Genomic DNA, 17378 nt, shown 5'->3' on the forward strand with positions numbered 1-17378 from the left:
TTGTGAGAGGGGCGAAAATTAGTTAACTTATTTTCCCTCTACTCGATTATAATGAAATTTAGGGTTAAGTATGTAAAATTTGTATTTATGGATAAATGTTGGAGGACACAAGTAAGATGAGAAATAAAGAAATACAACCTTTTTTCTTTAAAGCGGGTCCCCGTGCTGTATTGCTATTACATGGCTTTACAGGTAGTTCATCGGATGTTCGAATGCTAGGGCGTTTTCTTGAGAAAAATGGTTATACGAGTCACGCACCTCATTATAAAGGTCATGGTGTAGCACCAGAACAATTAGTTGAAACATCCCCAAAGGACTGGTGGCAGGATGTTTTAAAGGGCTACGAAACATTAAAAAATGAAGGCTATAATGAAATTGCCGTTGCAGGTCTATCTTTAGGTGGTGTATTTGCGTTAAAGCTTGGGATGAATGTTCCACTAAAAGGGATTGTGACGATGTGCTCGCCTATGACAATGCGAACGACAGATAAAATGTTTGAAGGTGTGCTGAAATATGCACAGGATTTTAAACGCTTCGAAGGGAAAGAAGAGCCGCAAATTATCGAAGAAGTGGAACAGCTTCGACAAAAAGGTATGCCTTCATTAGTCGAATTACAGCAATTCATTTCAAATACAAGAAAAGAATTGGATTTTATTTATACACCCATTCTCGTTGTTCAATCAACAAATGATGAAATTATTGACCCACAGTCTGCTCATATTATATATGACGAAGTGGAATCATTAAAAAAAGATATTGCTTGGTTTGATCAATCTAGTCACGTGATTACGTTAGATAAAGAAAAAGAGCTTTTACATAAAATAGTATTCGACTTTTTAGAATCACTTGATTGGAATGAATAACGATATTCAGTGAAAACTAATCAATACTAGTTAGTATAGCAAAAAGGAGGGAAAATATATGGCTCAACAAAATGAAATGCAACAGCGATTATTAGATTTAATGAAAGATGATGAATATAAACCTTTAAAAGCAGATGAACTTGAGGAAGTACTTGAGCTAGAGGATGCGGATGAGTTTAAAGAGCTAATAAAAACATTAGTACGAATGGAAGATCAAGGATTAATCGTTCGTTCCCGTTCTAATCGGTATGGTTTACCAGAAAGAATGAATTTATTGCGCGGGAAATTTATTGGCCATGCAAAAGGATTTGGCTTTGTCACACCTGATGAGGAGGGAATGGATGATATTTTCATCCCACCACATGAAGTAAATGGTGCATTAAATGGGGATATCGTATTAATTCGTGTTTTAAAGGAATCCTCAGGTGATCGTAGAGAAGGTACTGTTACAAAGGTAATCGAGCGTAGTAAAACAACATTTGTCGGAACATACCAAGCAAATCGTGGCTTTGGTTTTGTTGTAACAGATGACAAAAAATTAAATATGGATATCTTTGTAGCAAAAGAAGATTCCCTAGGTGCAGTTGATGGTCATAAAGTAGTAGTTGAAATTACAAACTGGCCAAGTGAAATAAAATCGGCAACAGGTGTCATTACGAAAATTTTAGGACATAAAAATGACCCTGGAATCGACATATTATCAATTATTTATAAACATGGCATACCACCAGAGTTCCCACAAGAAGTGGTGGATGCTGCAGGGGAAGTACCAGATGAGATAACGGAAAAGGATCTTATTGGTCGTCGCGATTTGCGTAATGAAGTCATTGTCACAATCGATGGCGCCGATGCAAAGGATTTAGACGATGCCGTTACGGTGACAAAAAATGAAGACGGCACATATAAGCTAGGCGTTCATATTGCGGATGTTAGCTATTATGTAAGAGAAGGCTCTATTATTGATGCTGAAGCCTATGAACGTGGTACAAGTGTTTATTTAACTGACCGCGTTATTCCGATGATTCCCCATCGTTTATCAAATGGGATCTGTTCATTAAATCCACAGGTTGATCGATTAACATTATCTTGTGAGATGATTATTGATCAGACAGGTAAAGTCGTTGAGCACGAAATTTTCCAAAGTGTCATTAAAACGACTGAGCGTATGACTTATACAGATGTTTATAAAATTTTAGAGCATCAGGATGAGGAATTATTGAAACGTTATGAGCCGCTTGTTCCGATGTTTAAGGATATGGCAGATCTTGCTGAAATTCTAAGAAATAAACGTATGGAACGCGGTGCTATTGACTTTGACTTTAAAGAGTCGAAAGTGTTAGTAAATGAAGATGGCTGGCCGACAGATATCGTTTTACGAGAACGTACTGTATCTGAGCGCTTAATTGAGGAATTTATGCTAGTAGCAAACGAAACGATTGCAGAGCATTTCCATTGGATGCAAGTGCCTTTCATCTATCGTATCCATGAAGATCCAAAGCCAGAAAAACTACAACGCTTCTTTGAATTTGTAACGAACTTTGGATTAGTCGTAAAAGGAACAGGAAACACAGTTCATCCAAAGGCGCTGCAGGAAATTATTGCGGCGATTGAAGGCATGCCAGAAGAACCGGTTATTTCGACAATGCTGTTACGCTCCATGCAACAGGCGAAATATTACCCAGAATCAATCGGACATTTCGGATTGTCTACTGATTTTTATACACACTTCACGTCACCAATCAGACGTTACCCTGACTTAATCGTCCATCGTTTAATTCGTACGTATTTAATCGAGGGAGACGTATCGAAGGAAACGACATTTAAATGGGCGCAAAGAATGGATGAAATCGCTGATCATACATCTGAACGTGAACGCCGTGCAGTGGATGCAGAACGTGATACGGATGCATTGAAAAAAGCACAATTTATGTCTGATAAAATCGGTGAAGAATTTGAAGGAATGGTATCATCCATTACAAACTTCGGTATTTTCGTGGAATTACCTAACACAGTTGAAGGGCTTGTCCACATTAGTAATATGACAGACGATTATTATCATTTTGATGATCGACAAATGATTATGATTGGTGAGCATACGAATCGCCAATTCCGTATAGGGGATGAAGTGAAGATTCGCGTAGCCAATGTCATTATTGAAGAATCATCAGTTGACTTCGAAATTGTCGGCATGGTGAAATCATATGCTGGCCGCACTCGTAAAGCAGCACCAAAAGTCATTCACGCTGGTAAAAGAGGTGAAGGTGGTTCTGGAAGAGCGGAACACCGAGGCAAAAAGGGTGAAGGCGACTCAGCACGTGGAAGCCGTGGTAAAGGTCGAGGCGAAAAAGAAGGCTCACGTGATGCTGGTAAAGGACCACGTAAAGTAAAACAAAAACAAAAGTTTTATGAAGGCGTAGCGAAAAAAGGTAAAAAGAAAAAACCTAAAAAGAGATAATCAGTTGTGGGCTAACAGTTGGATTGGCTAGCCCCAGCACATTAGAACATAATATAGTTGCTCCTGATATTGGGGCAAGAATCAGTCGAATCGCCGAGAAGATGTCTAAATGATGAAATTAGAGGCATCTTCTTGGCAATTATGCTGTTTAAATGTATTATTTTCTAATAGAGTTGTTGTTGAGATTGTGAGGTGTTTGTTGTGGCAAAAGGAACAGGGAAAGTATTAGCACAAAATAAAAAAGCAAGCCATGATTATTTTATAGAAGAAACCTTTGAAGCCGGAATGGTGCTACAAGGTACAGAAATTAAATCCATTCGAGCAGGGAAAGTACAATTAAAGGATTCCTATGTGCAAATAAGAAGGGGAGAAGCCTGGATTAGCAACATGCATATTAGCCCTTACGACCAAGGAAATCGCTTTAATCACGATCCTTTAAGAGTCCGTAAATTGCTTCTTCATAAAAAACAAATTAATGAATTACTTGGAGCAGTGAAAAGAGATGGCTATACCATCGTCCCTTTAAAAATGTATATTAAAGATGGCTACGCAAAGCTATTAATCGGCTTAGGCAAAGGGAAAAAAGATTACGATAAGCGCGCGGATATGCGTAAGAAGGAAGCGAAGCGCGAGATGGAACGTGTGTTTAAGGCTAAAAATCAGTAAACATATGATATAAAATAGATTCTGATCTTTTCCGGAGCTAACGAGTAAAACAGGAGCAAAGCGTGAGATGGAACGTGTGTTTAGGGCTGAGAATCAGTAAACAGACGATAATTAATTTTTAAAAGAGATCCATATCTTTTCTACGGAGCTGGGAGCAGTGAAGTGGAGCAAAGCACGCGAGGGAATGTGTGTTTAAGGTGAGAAATCAGTAAACATATGATAGTAATTCGAGTTTTTTCTACGGTTTTATGATTTGAAATTTTATTAGGAAATTGTTTTAGTAATAATGGAAGTGGCATAGTTGAATGAAATCACTCCAACTTTATGTAATGTCTCCAACAGATACATGGTGTAGAACCCTTGAAATCTAGTGTTTTCAGATGTATAATGTGTATACAAGCCAGTAAGTAAGTTCGATGCTTAATTGTGCATCACTGCCGTACATGGTTAACGCCATGACCCTTTATAATAAGGGGACGTTACGGATTCGACAGGGATGGTTCAAGCTTGAGCTGCGCGTCGGAGGTCTCGGCTCCGTCATCAACGGAAGTTATATAATAACTGGCAAACAACAAAATTTAGCATACGCAGCGTAAGCTCGTAAGCGCTCTGCCTCTCTATCGCCCATGTAGAGAACGTGGGGCCCAACTTTAGTGGGATACGGTCGGTGGTGCCACTTGAGTCACCGTCAAGAGATTTCCAAGTTAGTGCTCAGGACGCCTGTTTGTCGGCATAATGCAGCATGAAATGTAAGTAGGCAAACTACACGCGTAGAAGTTTAAGTATTGGAGTTTCTGGACGCGGGTTCGACTCCCGCCGTCTCCATAAATGAATTTCAATGGAAATCACTGAAGATCAAAATCCTTGATATTAAAGGGTTTTGGTCTTTTTCTTTTGTCATTGAATTTCATCTGATAGCATTCAGTCGTAGTTAAAAACGTAGTTAATTTTTTAATTGTTTATATTAAATAACGATAAAATATGGAAGTTTTATAAGATTTAAAATACAATATAAATTGTGAAATGAGGTGAACTAGTGAGTAATAGAAATCATGTAACGAAAGAGTTTTTAACAATAGATGAACAAATTGAATTATTAAAGAATCGAAAGTTAATTATTAAAAATGAAGAGGCAGCAAAAATACATTTATTAGAAAAAAATTATTTTGACTTAATAAACGGTTTTGAAACATTAATGTTAAAAGACTCTAAAGCTGCTACAAAAGAATTTGATTATTATTATTTTGAAGATTTTATCTTTTTATATGAGTTTGATAAAAAACTAAATGTAGAAATATTAAGATTGTTAGATCGCTTTGAGACAAGATTTAAAACATCTATGGCACATCGCTTTTGTGAAAAACATTTTGTTAATCCTTCTGACGCACGATCGTATATTGATGTTAATAAATATACTGATCCACGTTCAAATCATTTGAGTGTACCTAGAGAAATTGCTAAGCCTGTTCAGTATCATAAAATTTTCAACACAAATATTTCTTTTAATAGAAATACATATCCCGATTTTATAGAATTTTGTAAGGCGAAGTATACATATTTATCCACTTATGCAGATCCTCCATTTTGGATGACAATAAAGGTTTTAGAATTCGGTGTGTTATTCCAATTACTGATAAGATATGAACGAGATATATTTGTAAATGTAATTGCTGACATGGGTATGAACTACCTTGAAAAACAAAAGTTTATAAATTCAATACGTATATTTATTGAGTTAAGAAATACATGTGCACACTTTCAATTAGTTAATAGGTTTAGAACACCTAATAACTTGAGAATTGATGCAGGTTTGATTGTTGATCTAGGATTAAAAACTAAACTAAATATTAATGGAGTACCAACATATTATGAAATAAGGTTATATGATGTATTGCTTGTATTATCTCAATTTGAAAATTTAAAAGATATTAGAGATTTAATTAAGAAGTACTATTTTGATGTAGCTAATTCTAAAAGACAACGTACTTTGATGACTAAATTGTTTGACAGGATGGGTAGAAAAAATATTTCGGATTGGATAAAATTAGGTCGATAATTTTTCTTTACTTTAAGTGATTAAGATGATATATTATACATATATTATATCGTGCGTGACGGCGAGTTATCCGATGCAAAGGTTAACTGTATAGTCAGAAAAAGAAGGTGCTTTTAGCACCTTCTTTTTCTATTTCATGAATAAAGAAACTCGAATTCTTTATAATAGCCTCAAAAATGTTTTAATCTCGGTTAAATTGTTTAATTTAGCTAGAGTAACCCTAATAATTTAAATAGTTGTTAAATTTCTGAATCGCATCTTCCTTAGCTTGCTTTGTAACATGAGCATAAATATCCATTGTTGTTTTGATATCTGAGTGCCCTAAACGATCTTGTACCTCTTTAATCTTCGCTCCAGCTTCAAATAGTAAGGAACAATGCGTATGTCTAAATCCATGCGTTGTAATCGCTGGTAGGTTATGTTTATTAATGATGGATTTAAGCCAATCATTAGTTTTAGATGGTTGAATTAAGGAATTTTTCGTATTACTAAATACCAATTGATCTTTATTTAACGTGTTGTAACCAAGCATTAAATAGGCTTGCTGCTGTTTTTTCTTCCACTCTTTTAATACAGTCATTGTAGCTTCATCCATTTTGATAGTGCGCTCTGAGCCAGTTTTAGTGGTTTTAATATATAATCTTTGTGATTTACCTTGTCCGATTGCTTTATTAATGCTAATTTCATTTTCTTTAAAGTTAATATCCTGCCAAGTTAGTGCAAGTGCTTCACCTTTACGCATTCCAGAATAAGCTAATATTCGGAAGAAGGCATATATTTTATAGTTTGGCTGTTGCTCAGCATAGTATAAAAAATGACGCAATTGTTCTTTCGTATAGAAGTTTTCTGTTTCAGGTTCAATGTTACTTTTTTTACGATTGCGAGGTAAATCAACAAGATCAAATGGATTTGTTTGAATATAACCACGCTTAATTGCAAAGCGCATAACTAACGCAGCATAGCTTTTCGTTTTATCTCCGTTTACAAGTTTCTCCATCCATTCATCTACATGACGTTGACAAATATCTACGTTAATTTTATCAATTTTATAAGTGCCCATTGCAGGTAAAATATGATTACGGAAAATGCCTGTTGTTTTTACGAATGTACTTTCTTCTACTTTTTTCTCATATACTTTTATCCATAAATCAAATACATCTTGATATGTAGTAACTTGTTTTTTCTTGTAGTTTCCATTTGCAAAATCTGACTTTATTTTTAGAATTTTTTGCTTTAACTCTCTACTTGATTTTGCAGTTACGGTAGTTCTTATTTCTTCACCTGTTAGGTTATCAATTCCTACATAGATTTTTGATCGAACTCGTTTTTCACCATTTTTTAAAGTGTATTCTTCTACGGTTGTTGTTTCTTTCTTTTTAGTCATCATCTTTTCCTCCTATACCTAGTTGGGGCAAGGTAAGAAGCTTAAATGATTTGTTATTCTTTAGGTTCTTTATATTGTGGAAATAATAAATAAAGCATTGCAAGTGCTCTCTCTGCTTCATCCTCAGTTAATAAATGTCCATTAAATGAAGGTTTTATCTTTTCAGCTTTAATTACTAAGGCATCCTGTTCTAGTAATACCTTTAAATCTGTGGCAGATTCTAATGCCTCTAATCGATCTGAATCAATGGGAACGATTTTACTTACTATCCTTTCAGGAAAACCTTCCTTTATTTGATGTGAATTATACTTGTCAATAAAGTCTGGATTTCCTGATAATTTAATCAGGGCAGAATAGGGTACATCTAATACATCTGATATGCGATGTAGGTATACAGCAGAAGGTTTACGTTTATTTGATTCTAGCTGCGATAAATAAGGTTGTGATATACCTGTTAAATCTGATAATTGATTTAATGTAAGCTCTTTTTCTTTGCGTAATTTTTTTAAAAGTGCGCCTAACGACTCCTCCATAGTTGTCACCTCGCTATATTGATGATTATAAAGCTATATGGACCTAATTGCAATTATTTTAATATTAATATTGCTCAGCAATTAAATGCGTGATATATTATTAGTAAGCAATTCCAGACTACGTTGAATAAAAAAATATGTAGAAAGAATTACTATTTAAAAAATCGGAGGAATAAAAATAGAATGAGGTATCTATATGCAAGGTTTAGAAGAAGTAAATTTATTGAAAACAATGATGTCAGAAGCTATTAAGGAAATCGTAACAGATTATAAAATAGCTTCGAAAGAATGGTTCAGCTTAAAAGAAGCAGCTGAATACATAGGGGTATCAGTTAATACTTTAGCAAAATATCGTGTAATGGGTTTAAAAGTTAGTGTGATAGAAGGAGTAAGTCGGGTTTCACGTAAAGAGATCGACCGATTCTTAGAAACACATAGTAATTAGCTAGAATTGGGGCAAGGTAAGTGTAAAGCAGAGTAACCATAAAGTTACTCTGCTTTTATTTATGCTTATTTATTCATTTTAAATAAATCATTAGGACCAAGTATTATCGCTTTTTCTATACATGGAGTATTTGCCAATAAATCGTAATAAGAGAAATGTACATCTCCAACTGATTGATCAAAATTGTAAATACTACATCCGCCATATCGAGGATTAAAATGATTAGCCACCTCTTCGTCTTCAATGCATAGCTCTTCTAATTCTTTTAAAAGCGATGGTATTGAGAACTGAACAATGACATTCCCGTGTTCACTAAGAAAATCATCGTAGTTATATTTCTCAGCAGAATCAAGTATTAAATCACAGTAATGTCGTGGTACTTTACCTTCTATTTCAGCCTGAAATGCTTTGAAGTAATTTAGCTTATTTTCTGTAACTAAATTAGTGTCATCATCACTAGGGAAACACTTTTCAAATTCGAAAATAGAAAATGATGTTCTTGTCTCCCAGATTAAATGAGCATCTTCACGTCCTCTTTCTTTCCAGTAATCAGGTTGTAGAAATGAACCATTAAGTTGTCGATATAACTCATCGGTATATTCTTGATTAGATATAGCAAGTGTCATTTTAAAACCTCCTGTATTTGGTAACGGCGCCGTAAATAGATTGTAACTAGCATTGATGTAAAAATCTATTTGGAAGTTGAAATTTGGTTTTGTAACGCATTACAGAAATTCCAGAGGCTTTTGGAGTGAATTGTAGTTTTTAAGAGAATATTGAGCCTTTAGAAATAGACAGATTTGGGTGGGAAAAGATGCACGGATAATAATATTATATTATTAATAATTTTATGTTCTTGACTTTTTGTGAACAAATTATGACCATATACTAAAAATTTTATAAAAAAATTTTGTGAGGGTGTATCTTCCTTTCCAGACGTTCAATTATGACGTTAGTCGCCCCCTGGGTACTGATTAGCTAACGATTGCTTTTTTTAAGGTATAAAATAATTCCCCTTACTTATTCAATAAGTAAGGGGGGATTTGGAAATTCGTCATATGTTCTATTATCTAATTTTCTACCAAATCGATGTTTTTGTACTCCACCCCATTGTTTAAAGAAAAATGAGACATTTTGGGATTGGCATTGATCTCGAATTGATCTAACCCAATCTGCTTCTACTGGTCTTGCTCCAGGTCCTGACTCTCCACCAACGATAACCCAGTGAATGTCAATTAAATTAAGGTCATCGAGTGGACCCAGTAAGGGTTCGCAGGATAAAAATCTAATCTTGGCAGGGACTTTTTTTAAAAGTTCAATCCTATTAATAACCTTTGTATTTTCAACACTAGTCCCTATCCAGATATTAGGAGTGAAATTCAGTTGACTAGAAAGGTCTAGAATTCTTTTAGGGCGTTTTGTCAGAACTTGATAAGTATGTTGTGGAGTTTCATTCATTGTTCTAAATACTTTTTGAATAAATTCAGTAGGAATTTTTTCATGAAATAAATCTGACATTGAATTAACGAAAACCTTCCTAGGCTTAATCCATTTTCTAGGGACATCAATTAGATCATAGTGAAGTGTTACATTAAATCCATTTTCATATCTAGGATTGCCCATTGCATGTAAACGTTTTGCCATTCTTTCTGCATAACAATGTTTACAACCATCAGAAACCTTGTTACAACCAGTGACGGGATTCCATGTTGCCTCTGTCCATTCAATACTAGAACTACCAGCCAATTTTTCCCCTCCTAAAGATATTAATACACTCATAATATACATAATTTGGTTTTAAATCAAGAACATTCGTTCTGTTTATGGAAAGTGATCTTTACTTTATCGCCCATAGTCTTTTTTCCATTCCTATTTGGTCTATTTTCTGAAGTAGGATCTGCAATGATATTTCCTTCAACCTCCAATCTTCTAAGAGCCTCTTTGAAGTTGGCAGCAGTAAAAGGAGTGCCTACATGGCAAAGCTCAAAAATTTTATTAACAGTCATTGTTTTTCCCGTAAATTTATTTAATAACTCTTTTCCTAAGCTATCAAGGGGCCTTTCATACTGAGATAGGAGCGATAATTGAACATTTTGATGTTTTTCTAAATGTTTTACAGGTATATATGAAAAACTTGCTACATCATCATCTTTCATGGTACTTTCATTAGCCATAATTTCTTTCATAATCGTATAGCCAAGTGTATGTTTTGAGACGAAGATTAGATAGTGGCTTGTTTTGTTTTTTTTCTCATCCAAGAAACGGAAAGGTAAAACTAGATTCGAATTTTCATTAGAAAGGGATTCTGCCAATTCGTTAACTATATACGCTTCTTTTTCTTCTGAACTCAAACCTTTTAACATTATACGCATCTCATTTGCTCTTTCTTCACCAAATAAGGCATTCATATGTTCTACAACTAAAGGATTATTAATCCCCATGCTAATACGATTGTAATTGAAAAAGAAAATACAATCTGAACCAAAATCTTTTATAAGTGCATTTATCAACTTTGTTGTTAAACCTTTGTACCCCCAAGGGTCAATAAAAGCCAGAGTAGGTATTAATTTTTTTTCAGAGAAGATACTTGCAATCTCATCTCCAATTTCTGTATTTAGAACTTGAGGCTTATATTTTAGAGTATCTACGTCGGATAATTCTCTAATATTATCATTTAATTGCTGACTAAATTCTGGATTAGCATCATTAAAAACTGTTACTACTCTGTCTCGTAAATTAACATCATTTATACACTTTTCTAAAATAAGAAGGGGAGTTGATAAACTATCATCTTCAAATTTGCCAGGACCAGAAAATAAATCGATGTATGCAATCCTTCCATTTCTAGATCTAGGTCCAATAATTTTAGTCCAAACATCAAAATACTTAGTAAGAATTGTAGTTTTAATTTTTGACTGTTCTCTTTGTTCAGAAAAAAATTCAACTTTAGCCATATGAAAGCTCCTATTCTGTATTATTATGTTTTCAAAAAATTACCAATGTTATAATTATACTATATTTACATAAATAGGTAGTAATGTATTTTAATGATATTAGTGGTAATTTTGCCTTTGTAAACAACTTTCTGGTAACCACAGTATTCTAGTGTAATCACTATTAATTGCTCAAATAGTATATGTAATTCTTTAAGTATAGGGGTATGATCTTTCGAAAGATGATTTACATTTTATGGTACTTAATAGGAAGTGGTAATATATAAATGGGGAAGGGTGGTAGTTTTAATGGAATATTTCTACTTTATTTCATTTGAACTAGTAGAATATGATTTAAAATGGAACTAACACTAATTAAATAGATTATAAAAGGTAGGTTTGTCGATAATAATGGAGATTGGAAAAATTGACATAATAAATGAAGTAAATGTGGAAGTTAGCACATTGGAAAGGTTTTTTAAATTAAAGTCAGCCTATCCAATTGGTATTGATACATATCAACGACCTTATGTATGGAATGTTGAAAAGGTTAAGGAACTTATCAACGACCTTATAGATCATCTAGATTCACAACCTAATATTCCATATTACATGGGGAATATATTATTACACCAAAATGATAAGAGAAAGAAATTGTTTATAATAGATGGTCAGCAGCGTATTACCACCTTAAGTATCATTTACTATATGTTAAATGGAAATTTAATAGATGAAAAAATTGCAATCGAATTTGATTCACCCATCTCGATAAAGAACATTAAAAATATTCAAATGTATTTGAATCAGCATGATAATTGGAAAGAAAAAGTTTCTTTAATGTTCCCTAAAATTCAATTTACATTTATTACTACCTTTTTGGAAGATTTGGCGTTTACATTTTTTGATACTCAAAACTATCGAGGGGTTAAACTAGAACCAACTGATTTACTGAAAGCCTATCATCTAAGAGGAATCGATGATATAAAAGTGCAAGAAAATTGCGCAAAAAGTTGGGAAAGTATTCAAAGTTATGAGTCAATAATTGGTAGAAAAGGAAAGTTTATTAATGAATTATTTAATAAGTATTTATGGAGAGCACGTTGTTGGAGAGGTCAAAAACATATAAGAATAGAAAACGATGAGGATATTTTAAATGAATTCATGAGAAATACAAAACTAAAAAATGATGATTATGCGATACAGTTATATCCTAACTTTAATAATTCTTATGGAATAGAGCTTAAAATTGAAGATAGTGAAAATTACAAAGTACAAGTAAAAAATGAAAACTACCAAGGCGATCATAAACTTCCTTTTACTATAAGACAACCTATAAGTAAAGGGTTAGGTTATTTCCTGTATTCAAAAAAATACTCAGAGGTAATTCATTTACTTTTTACAGATAAAAATATTCATAGTATAGAAATAAAAAGATTTAGAATATTTTATAACAGTGTTTGGAAGAATACTTCGCAGTATCTAAAGGAACTATTTATAATCGCCACAATAATGTATTATGACAAGTTTGGAGAAAAAGAGTTATTTAGATTTTCTCTCTGGTTAGACCATGTATTTGGTGCAATACGTTTAAATAAACAAAATGTTGTAAAACAGGCACCGCTTATATTTTTAACCGAAGAAGATAACAATTTACTTGATGTTATAAGTCAAGCCTTTATTCCGGAAGAAGTATTTGAATTTCTAAAATTCTGTTCAAAGAAAATTGATATATATCAAAGTGAACAAATTGAAGCTGGGAAGGGAGTGCGGGGTGAATACAAATTTCGAATACTAAATTATTACTCTAAAGATAGTTTTGAAAATAAGGAAAGCTGGATGGACCAACTAGTTGAGGAGAATAATAATGCAAATAAAATCTAATTTAGTTACCTTAAAAAGTATTGTTGAGGAAAAATACTTATTTAATGTACCAATATATCAGAGATTATATGTCTGGGAAGAGGAGCAAGTTAAAACATTATTAGAAGATATAATTGCAGCTTATGGTGATAAGAAAGAGTTATTTTATTTAGGCGGAGTACTTACGGTTGAAAATAATTTAGGCAATGAAGACATCAAAATTTACGACTTAATTGATGGTCAACAGCGATTTACAACTCTTTGGATGATAGCAATAATATTTGTAGGAGAATTAAAAGGTTTCATTGAATTAGATGGGACAAGTAGGGTAACATTTGCTATTCGTGACGATGTCAATAAACATTTTAAACAATTGATTAGTGGAAATGAGCGAGTAATAAATAATTTACCCGCTAATATAACAGATGCATTGGCAGTAATAAAAACATTTTATACAAGGTTAGAAGCAGAAGAACAAGGAAAAGCCGAAAATATAGCATCTTTTATTTATGAAAAAGTTCAATTAGTTTTCACAGAAGTGCCAAGTAAAACAGATTTAAATAAGTTGTTTGAAGTTATTAATAACCGTGGAATTCAGCTACAGCATCATGAAATATTAAAAGCGAGATTACTAGATAGAATTTCATCAAAAGATAGAATGAAGTACAGTAACTTATGGGATTGTTGTGCTGTAATGGATCATTATATTGAGAAAACTATTAAAGAGATAACGAAAATTAAAGTTCATCAATTATTTGATGCTGATGCTGCTAAAGAAGGTATTGAAAAATTAGCTAATCCTAAAAACATATTAGCTGAAATTGATAGTCAAGTGAAAAACAATCTAAAGCCTAAAACACTTTTAGATATTTTAGATTCTGATTATAACTTTGTTATTGAGGACGTTGAAAATCTTGATGAAGAAGTAGAGTATGAATATGATGAAGTTAGAAGCATCTTAACATTTCCCATGTTATTACAACATACTTTGCGTATATATTTAGCAAATAGCAATAGTGTTGATATTCCAAAAATATCGGATAAGGAATTATTAACGCTATTTTCAAATTATTTTCTAAACAATTTTAAGAAGGAAGAGCATATTAAAGAGTTTATTGAATTACTTTGGAGGGTACGATATTTCTTTGATAAACATGTTATTAAATGGGTAGGACCGAGTGAAAATGAAACACATTTAATTAAAAAGATAGAAAAAAGTAGAAGTAGAGGGGAAAACGGCAAATATTATTATTATTTACGTAGAGGGGAACCAACATCGAAGGGTGAAGCGCTCCTACAAAGCATGTTGTATCATTCACAACAAATTACAACACATTATTGGTTAACTCCGTATTTGAAATATCTAATTGAACATAATGGAGAACATAGTTATGAATATTTAAAGTACTTAGATAACCATTTACTATGTGGAGAAAAAGAAGATGAACCATTAGTAGTTAGAACGAGAAAATTCTTAGAAAATCCTTATTATAAAACTAAACTAAGTATAAAGATTTTAGATCAGGAGCTTGGCACGGAATTTCCACATTATTGGTTTTATAAACTGGAATATGTACTTTGGGAAAAGTATGCATTAAGCAAGGATAAAAGATGGAAAGACTTTAAATTAACTGCTAAGAATTCAGTCGAGCATATATCTCCACAAACACAAAAGGTTACTGATACAAATACAGTATCCAATAAAGAACTAAATAAATTTGGAAATTTAGCACTTGTATCAAGAAGCATTAATTCTGAATATAGTAATCTACCATTTAATGAAAAGCGCCAGCGATTTATAAATAAAAATAGAGAAAAATTAGATTCACTGAAGATGGATTTAATATATGAAAATTCAACATGGAACGACCAATTAGCACATAAACATATGAAAGATATGATTAAAGTGTTAAATGAATATTTAGGATTTGAATAAAAAACTAAATAATATATAAAACAAATCTTTATGATGGAAAATGGAGGATCTGTTGTATTTTGCAAGAGAAAAATACACAATAATGCAATAAAAAGTGTAGATAATTGCCAGCCAGCCTTCCATTAAATCATAGTAGTCTTGAAAGGGCATGTGTAACCCTGTAACTATCGCCTGTAAAACTTAAAATATGTGCATGGTGGATAACTCTATCCACCAATGCTGCAGTTAGCCTTGCATCCACGAAGATACGATTCCATTGGCTAAACTCTAAATTTGAAGTAATGATTAAACTCTTTTTTTCATACCAGTCTGTGATTAACTGGAATAAAAGCTCTGCTCCTTCTTTGTTAAAAGGAACGTATCCCATTTCATCTAGAACTATTAAATCTACTTTTTTGAATCTATTTCTAAATTGCTGTAGCTTTCCTTCTCTCCACATTCTTTCTAATGTATCCACTAATTCAGATACCCTATAAAATCTTACTTCGTAACCTTTTTTACAGGCCTTACGGCCAAGGCCAATTGCTAAATGTGATTTACCAGTACCAGGTGCTCCAACCAAAATTGCATTTTCATGTTTATCAATGAAATGTAATGCGGTTAATTCCTTCACATCAATTTGAGGAGGAAATCTAATATTCTCATTCCAATGATATGATTCTAGTTCTTTCTTATTTGGAAAATGAGCCTTTTTGATTAAACGATCTGCTTTTGCTTCATCTCTTAACTGAAACTCTCTGTTAAATAGATCTTGAAGATATTGTGTTTCATTTTCAAAAGGAATCGTTTGATAGATATCCGCTACATATGCTAGACGTAATGATTTACACATTTTCTTTAATTCCGTACTCATTGCGCACCACTTCCTTTCAGATTAGGAGATTGTAATGCATCATACTTAGCCCAATCTACATCATAAGGATGTGTGGATTTACCAGTTTCTCCTTCATTTTGTGCGCTTATAAATTCATAAAATCTTTCATTTATTTCAGTCATATCGTTTGTAGTAAGTAGACTGATTAACATATTTAAACGTTCTTTTCTAAGGTGTAGATTATCAATATTTAAATATTCTCGTATACGTCCAGGAAGGTATGATGAGTATCTGGAGTAGCTTACTACTCTTGGTTTGTGTAACCAACTTTTTAATATTGATGACCAAGGAATTTTACGCCCCTTATTCATATACGGTCTGAAATCCGAGTATAAAATTTCTCCTAAAGGTGAAATAACTTTAAATTTATCCCAATATTTGATTAGGTGTAAGTGATTATAATTATATCCTTTCGGAATATGAACTTTCGTTTGATCAATCGTTATATCGCCATACTTATTAGCTTTCGCAGATTCTTTTTTAAAGACTGGATAGTCGTCTTCAGGCATAACTAAAAGATATTCTATTTCTTCATTCAGTAAATCTTGAATAATTATCTTTTTCTCATAATGCAAACGAGCACGATCCTTGATTAAATGCTCATTTAAAATAGTTGTTAAATCTTCTAAGTTTTGAATAACAGGTGAAGGTGTAACGAAATTATAACGGACATAGCCAACCTTATTTTCAACGTTTCCTTTTTCGTTTCCACTCCTTGGGTTACATGCTTGGGCTTCAAATCCATAGTAATTGGCAAATTGCAGAAACTCATCCGTAAACTGTGCTTCTTCATTTTTCCCCCGTGGTTTGACTACTGCAGCTTTTAAGTTGTCTATTCTTATTTTCCTCGGAACTCCACCCAACTGATTAAACATAGTTTTTAAACCGTATAAAAAGCATTCTTGATTTTCACCAGGTAAGGGAACACAAAATCCTGTATTACTATAGGGGAGGGTCATTATTAAGCAATGGACATCAATAAATTTTCCATCTTTTACAGCCTCCGTTATTCCAAAGTCAACTTGTGCTTCAGCTGGTGGATGATTTAATCGTTCAAAATTCTTGTCCCTACCATCATCTGGTCGATCCTTTCCTTCTTTCCAATCACTAATAAAATAACAAACGGTCCGGTAGGACCCCTTGAATCCCATCTGTTGTAAGTCTGAAAATATTTTCTTATTATTTCTTCTCAGCTTTTTCTTTAATTTTTCATCTTCAAAAAGCCAATCAGAAACGATTTCTCCCCAATGTTCTTCATACATCATCCCACTTTTTAGAATAACTTTTTCTTCAGGTATCCGCTCTTCATCTGCGTATTTTTTTGCTGTTCTCCAATTAATACCTAGTTCTTGAGAGATTCTATTAATAGAATG

General features: G+C 33.0%; 14 protein-coding genes and 1 other RNA gene. 8 read left to right on the forward strand and 7 right to left on the reverse strand.

Going from position 1 to position 17378, the window contains the following annotated elements; genetic code table 11:
- The first annotated feature begins 116 nt into the window (after nt 1–116).
- From CD30_RS17080 to CD30_RS17095, 5 genes are all read left to right on the forward strand, one after another.
- On the forward strand, nt 117–863 hold the full coding sequence (locus tag CD30_RS17080; protein WP_036179684.1) for an alpha/beta hydrolase: 747 nt from the start codon (nt 117–119) through the stop codon (nt 861–863).
- A gap of 58 nt (nt 864–921) precedes the next feature.
- The gene (gene rnr, locus CD30_RS17085; RefSeq protein ID WP_036179686.1) at nt 922–3318 is read left to right on the forward strand and encodes a ribonuclease R; all 2397 of its coding nucleotides are present in this window, start codon (nt 922–924) and stop codon (nt 3316–3318) included.
- A gap of 201 nt (nt 3319–3519) precedes the next feature.
- On the forward strand, nt 3520–3984 hold the full coding sequence (gene smpB, locus CD30_RS17090) for an SsrA-binding protein SmpB (protein ID WP_036179688.1): 465 nt from the start codon (nt 3520–3522) through the stop codon (nt 3982–3984).
- A 472-nt stretch (nt 3985–4456) separates the two neighbouring features.
- Nucleotides 4457–4812: a transfer-messenger RNA gene (gene ssrA / locus CD30_RS19910) on the forward strand.
- A gap of 208 nt (nt 4813–5020) precedes the next feature.
- Nucleotides 5021–6040, forward strand: coding sequence for an Abi family protein (locus tag CD30_RS17095; RefSeq protein ID WP_036179690.1), 1020 nt, complete (start codon nt 5021–5023; stop codon nt 6038–6040).
- Between the two features lie 220 nt (nt 6041–6260).
- Here the strand turns inward: CD30_RS17095 and CD30_RS17100 are convergent, their stop codons facing one another.
- Nucleotides 6261–7424 (reverse strand): tyrosine-type recombinase/integrase, encoded by a 1164-nt coding sequence (locus tag CD30_RS17100; RefSeq protein WP_036179692.1) that lies wholly within the window; start codon nt 7422–7424, stop codon nt 6261–6263.
- Nucleotides 7425–7477: 53 nt separating this feature from the next.
- Nucleotides 7478–7957: a helix-turn-helix domain-containing protein gene (locus tag CD30_RS17105; RefSeq protein WP_036179694.1), complete on the reverse strand. Its 480-nt coding sequence runs from the start codon at nt 7955–7957 to the stop codon at nt 7478–7480.
- Nucleotides 7958–8153: 196 nt separating this feature from the next.
- On the opposite strand from CD30_RS17105, the gene CD30_RS17110 reads away from it, so the two are divergent.
- On the forward strand, nt 8154–8402 hold the full coding sequence (locus CD30_RS17110) for a helix-turn-helix domain-containing protein (RefSeq protein ID WP_036179696.1): 249 nt from the start codon (nt 8154–8156) through the stop codon (nt 8400–8402).
- Between the two features lie 65 nt (nt 8403–8467).
- Here the strand turns inward: CD30_RS17110 and CD30_RS17115 are convergent, their stop codons facing one another.
- The 3 genes from CD30_RS17115 to CD30_RS17125 all read right to left on the reverse strand — a co-directional run bounded on the left by CD30_RS17115 (nt 8468) and on the right by CD30_RS17125 (nt 11356).
- Nucleotides 8468–9028 carry a hypothetical protein gene (locus tag CD30_RS17115; RefSeq protein ID WP_036179698.1) on the reverse strand — a complete coding sequence of 187 codons (561 nt, stop codon included), beginning with the start codon at nt 9026–9028 and terminating at the stop codon, nt 8468–8470.
- A gap of 394 nt (nt 9029–9422) precedes the next feature.
- On the reverse strand, nt 9423–10148 hold the full coding sequence (locus CD30_RS17120) for a DUF5131 family protein (protein WP_036179700.1): 726 nt from the start codon (nt 10146–10148) through the stop codon (nt 9423–9425).
- A gap of 56 nt (nt 10149–10204) precedes the next feature.
- A complete protein-coding gene (locus CD30_RS17125) occupies nt 10205–11356 on the reverse strand; it encodes a three-Cys-motif partner protein TcmP (protein ID WP_036179702.1) in 1152 nt (383 codons plus the stop codon).
- A gap of 390 nt (nt 11357–11746) precedes the next feature.
- Here CD30_RS17125 and CD30_RS17130 point away from each other — a divergent pair, with 390 nt between their 5' ends.
- Together CD30_RS17130 and CD30_RS17135 are read left to right on the forward strand one after the other, a co-directional pair.
- Entirely contained in the window at nt 11747–13216 is a 1470-nt protein-coding gene (locus CD30_RS17130; protein WP_052126294.1) for a DUF262 domain-containing protein, read from the forward strand.
- On the forward strand, nt 13200–15131 hold the full coding sequence (locus CD30_RS17135) for a DUF262 domain-containing protein (protein ID WP_036179704.1): 1932 nt from the start codon (nt 13200–13202) through the stop codon (nt 15129–15131). The genes CD30_RS17130 and CD30_RS17135 overlap by 17 nt, the downstream gene beginning before the upstream one ends.
- Nucleotides 15132–15258: 127 nt before the next feature.
- On the opposite strand, the gene istB is transcribed toward CD30_RS17135, so the two are convergent.
- Entirely contained in the window at nt 15259–15984 is a 726-nt protein-coding gene (gene istB, locus CD30_RS17140) for an IS21-like element helper ATPase IstB (protein ID WP_036179706.1), read from the reverse strand.
- The coding region (gene istA / locus CD30_RS17145; protein WP_036179709.1) for an IS21 family transposase at nt 15981–17378 on the reverse strand (1398 nt) is incomplete at its 5' end. The genes istA and istB, both read right to left, overlap by 4 nt.

The organism is Ureibacillus massiliensis 4400831 = CIP 108448 = CCUG 49529, from assembly GCF_000772965.1.
Lineage (GTDB): Bacteria > Bacillota > Bacilli > Bacillales_A > Planococcaceae > Ureibacillus > Ureibacillus massiliensis.

What these genes read in the sequence shown, in the direction of transcription:
- CD30_RS17080 (WP_036179684.1), top strand. Translation starts at nt 117, where the DNA reads ATGAGAAATAAAGAAATACAACCTTTTTTCTTTAAAGCGGGTCCCCGT.
- rnr (WP_036179686.1), top strand. Translation starts at nt 922, where the DNA reads ATGGCTCAACAAAATGAAATGCAACAGCGATTATTAGATTTAATGAAA.
- CD30_RS17100 (WP_036179692.1), bottom strand. Translation starts at nt 7,424, where the DNA reads ATGACTAAAAAGAAAGAAACAACAACCGTAGAAGAATACACTTTAAAA.
- CD30_RS17105 (WP_036179694.1), bottom strand. Translation starts at nt 7,957, where the DNA reads ATGGAGGAGTCGTTAGGCGCACTTTTAAAAAAATTACGCAAAGAAAAA.
- CD30_RS17110 (WP_036179696.1), top strand. Translation starts at nt 8,154, where the DNA reads ATGCAAGGTTTAGAAGAAGTAAATTTATTGAAAACAATGATGTCAGAA.
- CD30_RS17115 (WP_036179698.1), bottom strand. Translation starts at nt 9,028, where the DNA reads ATGACACTTGCTATATCTAATCAAGAATATACCGATGAGTTATATCGA.
- CD30_RS17125 (WP_036179702.1), bottom strand. Translation starts at nt 11,356, where the DNA reads ATGGCTAAAGTTGAATTTTTTTCTGAACAAAGAGAACAGTCAAAAATT.
- CD30_RS17130 (WP_052126294.1), top strand. Translation starts at nt 11,747, where the DNA reads ATGGAGATTGGAAAAATTGACATAATAAATGAAGTAAATGTGGAAGTT.
- CD30_RS17135 (WP_036179704.1), top strand. Translation starts at nt 13,200, where the DNA reads ATGCAAATAAAATCTAATTTAGTTACCTTAAAAAGTATTGTTGAGGAA.
- istB (WP_036179706.1), bottom strand. Translation starts at nt 15,984, where the DNA reads ATGAGTACGGAATTAAAGAAAATGTGTAAATCATTACGTCTAGCATAT.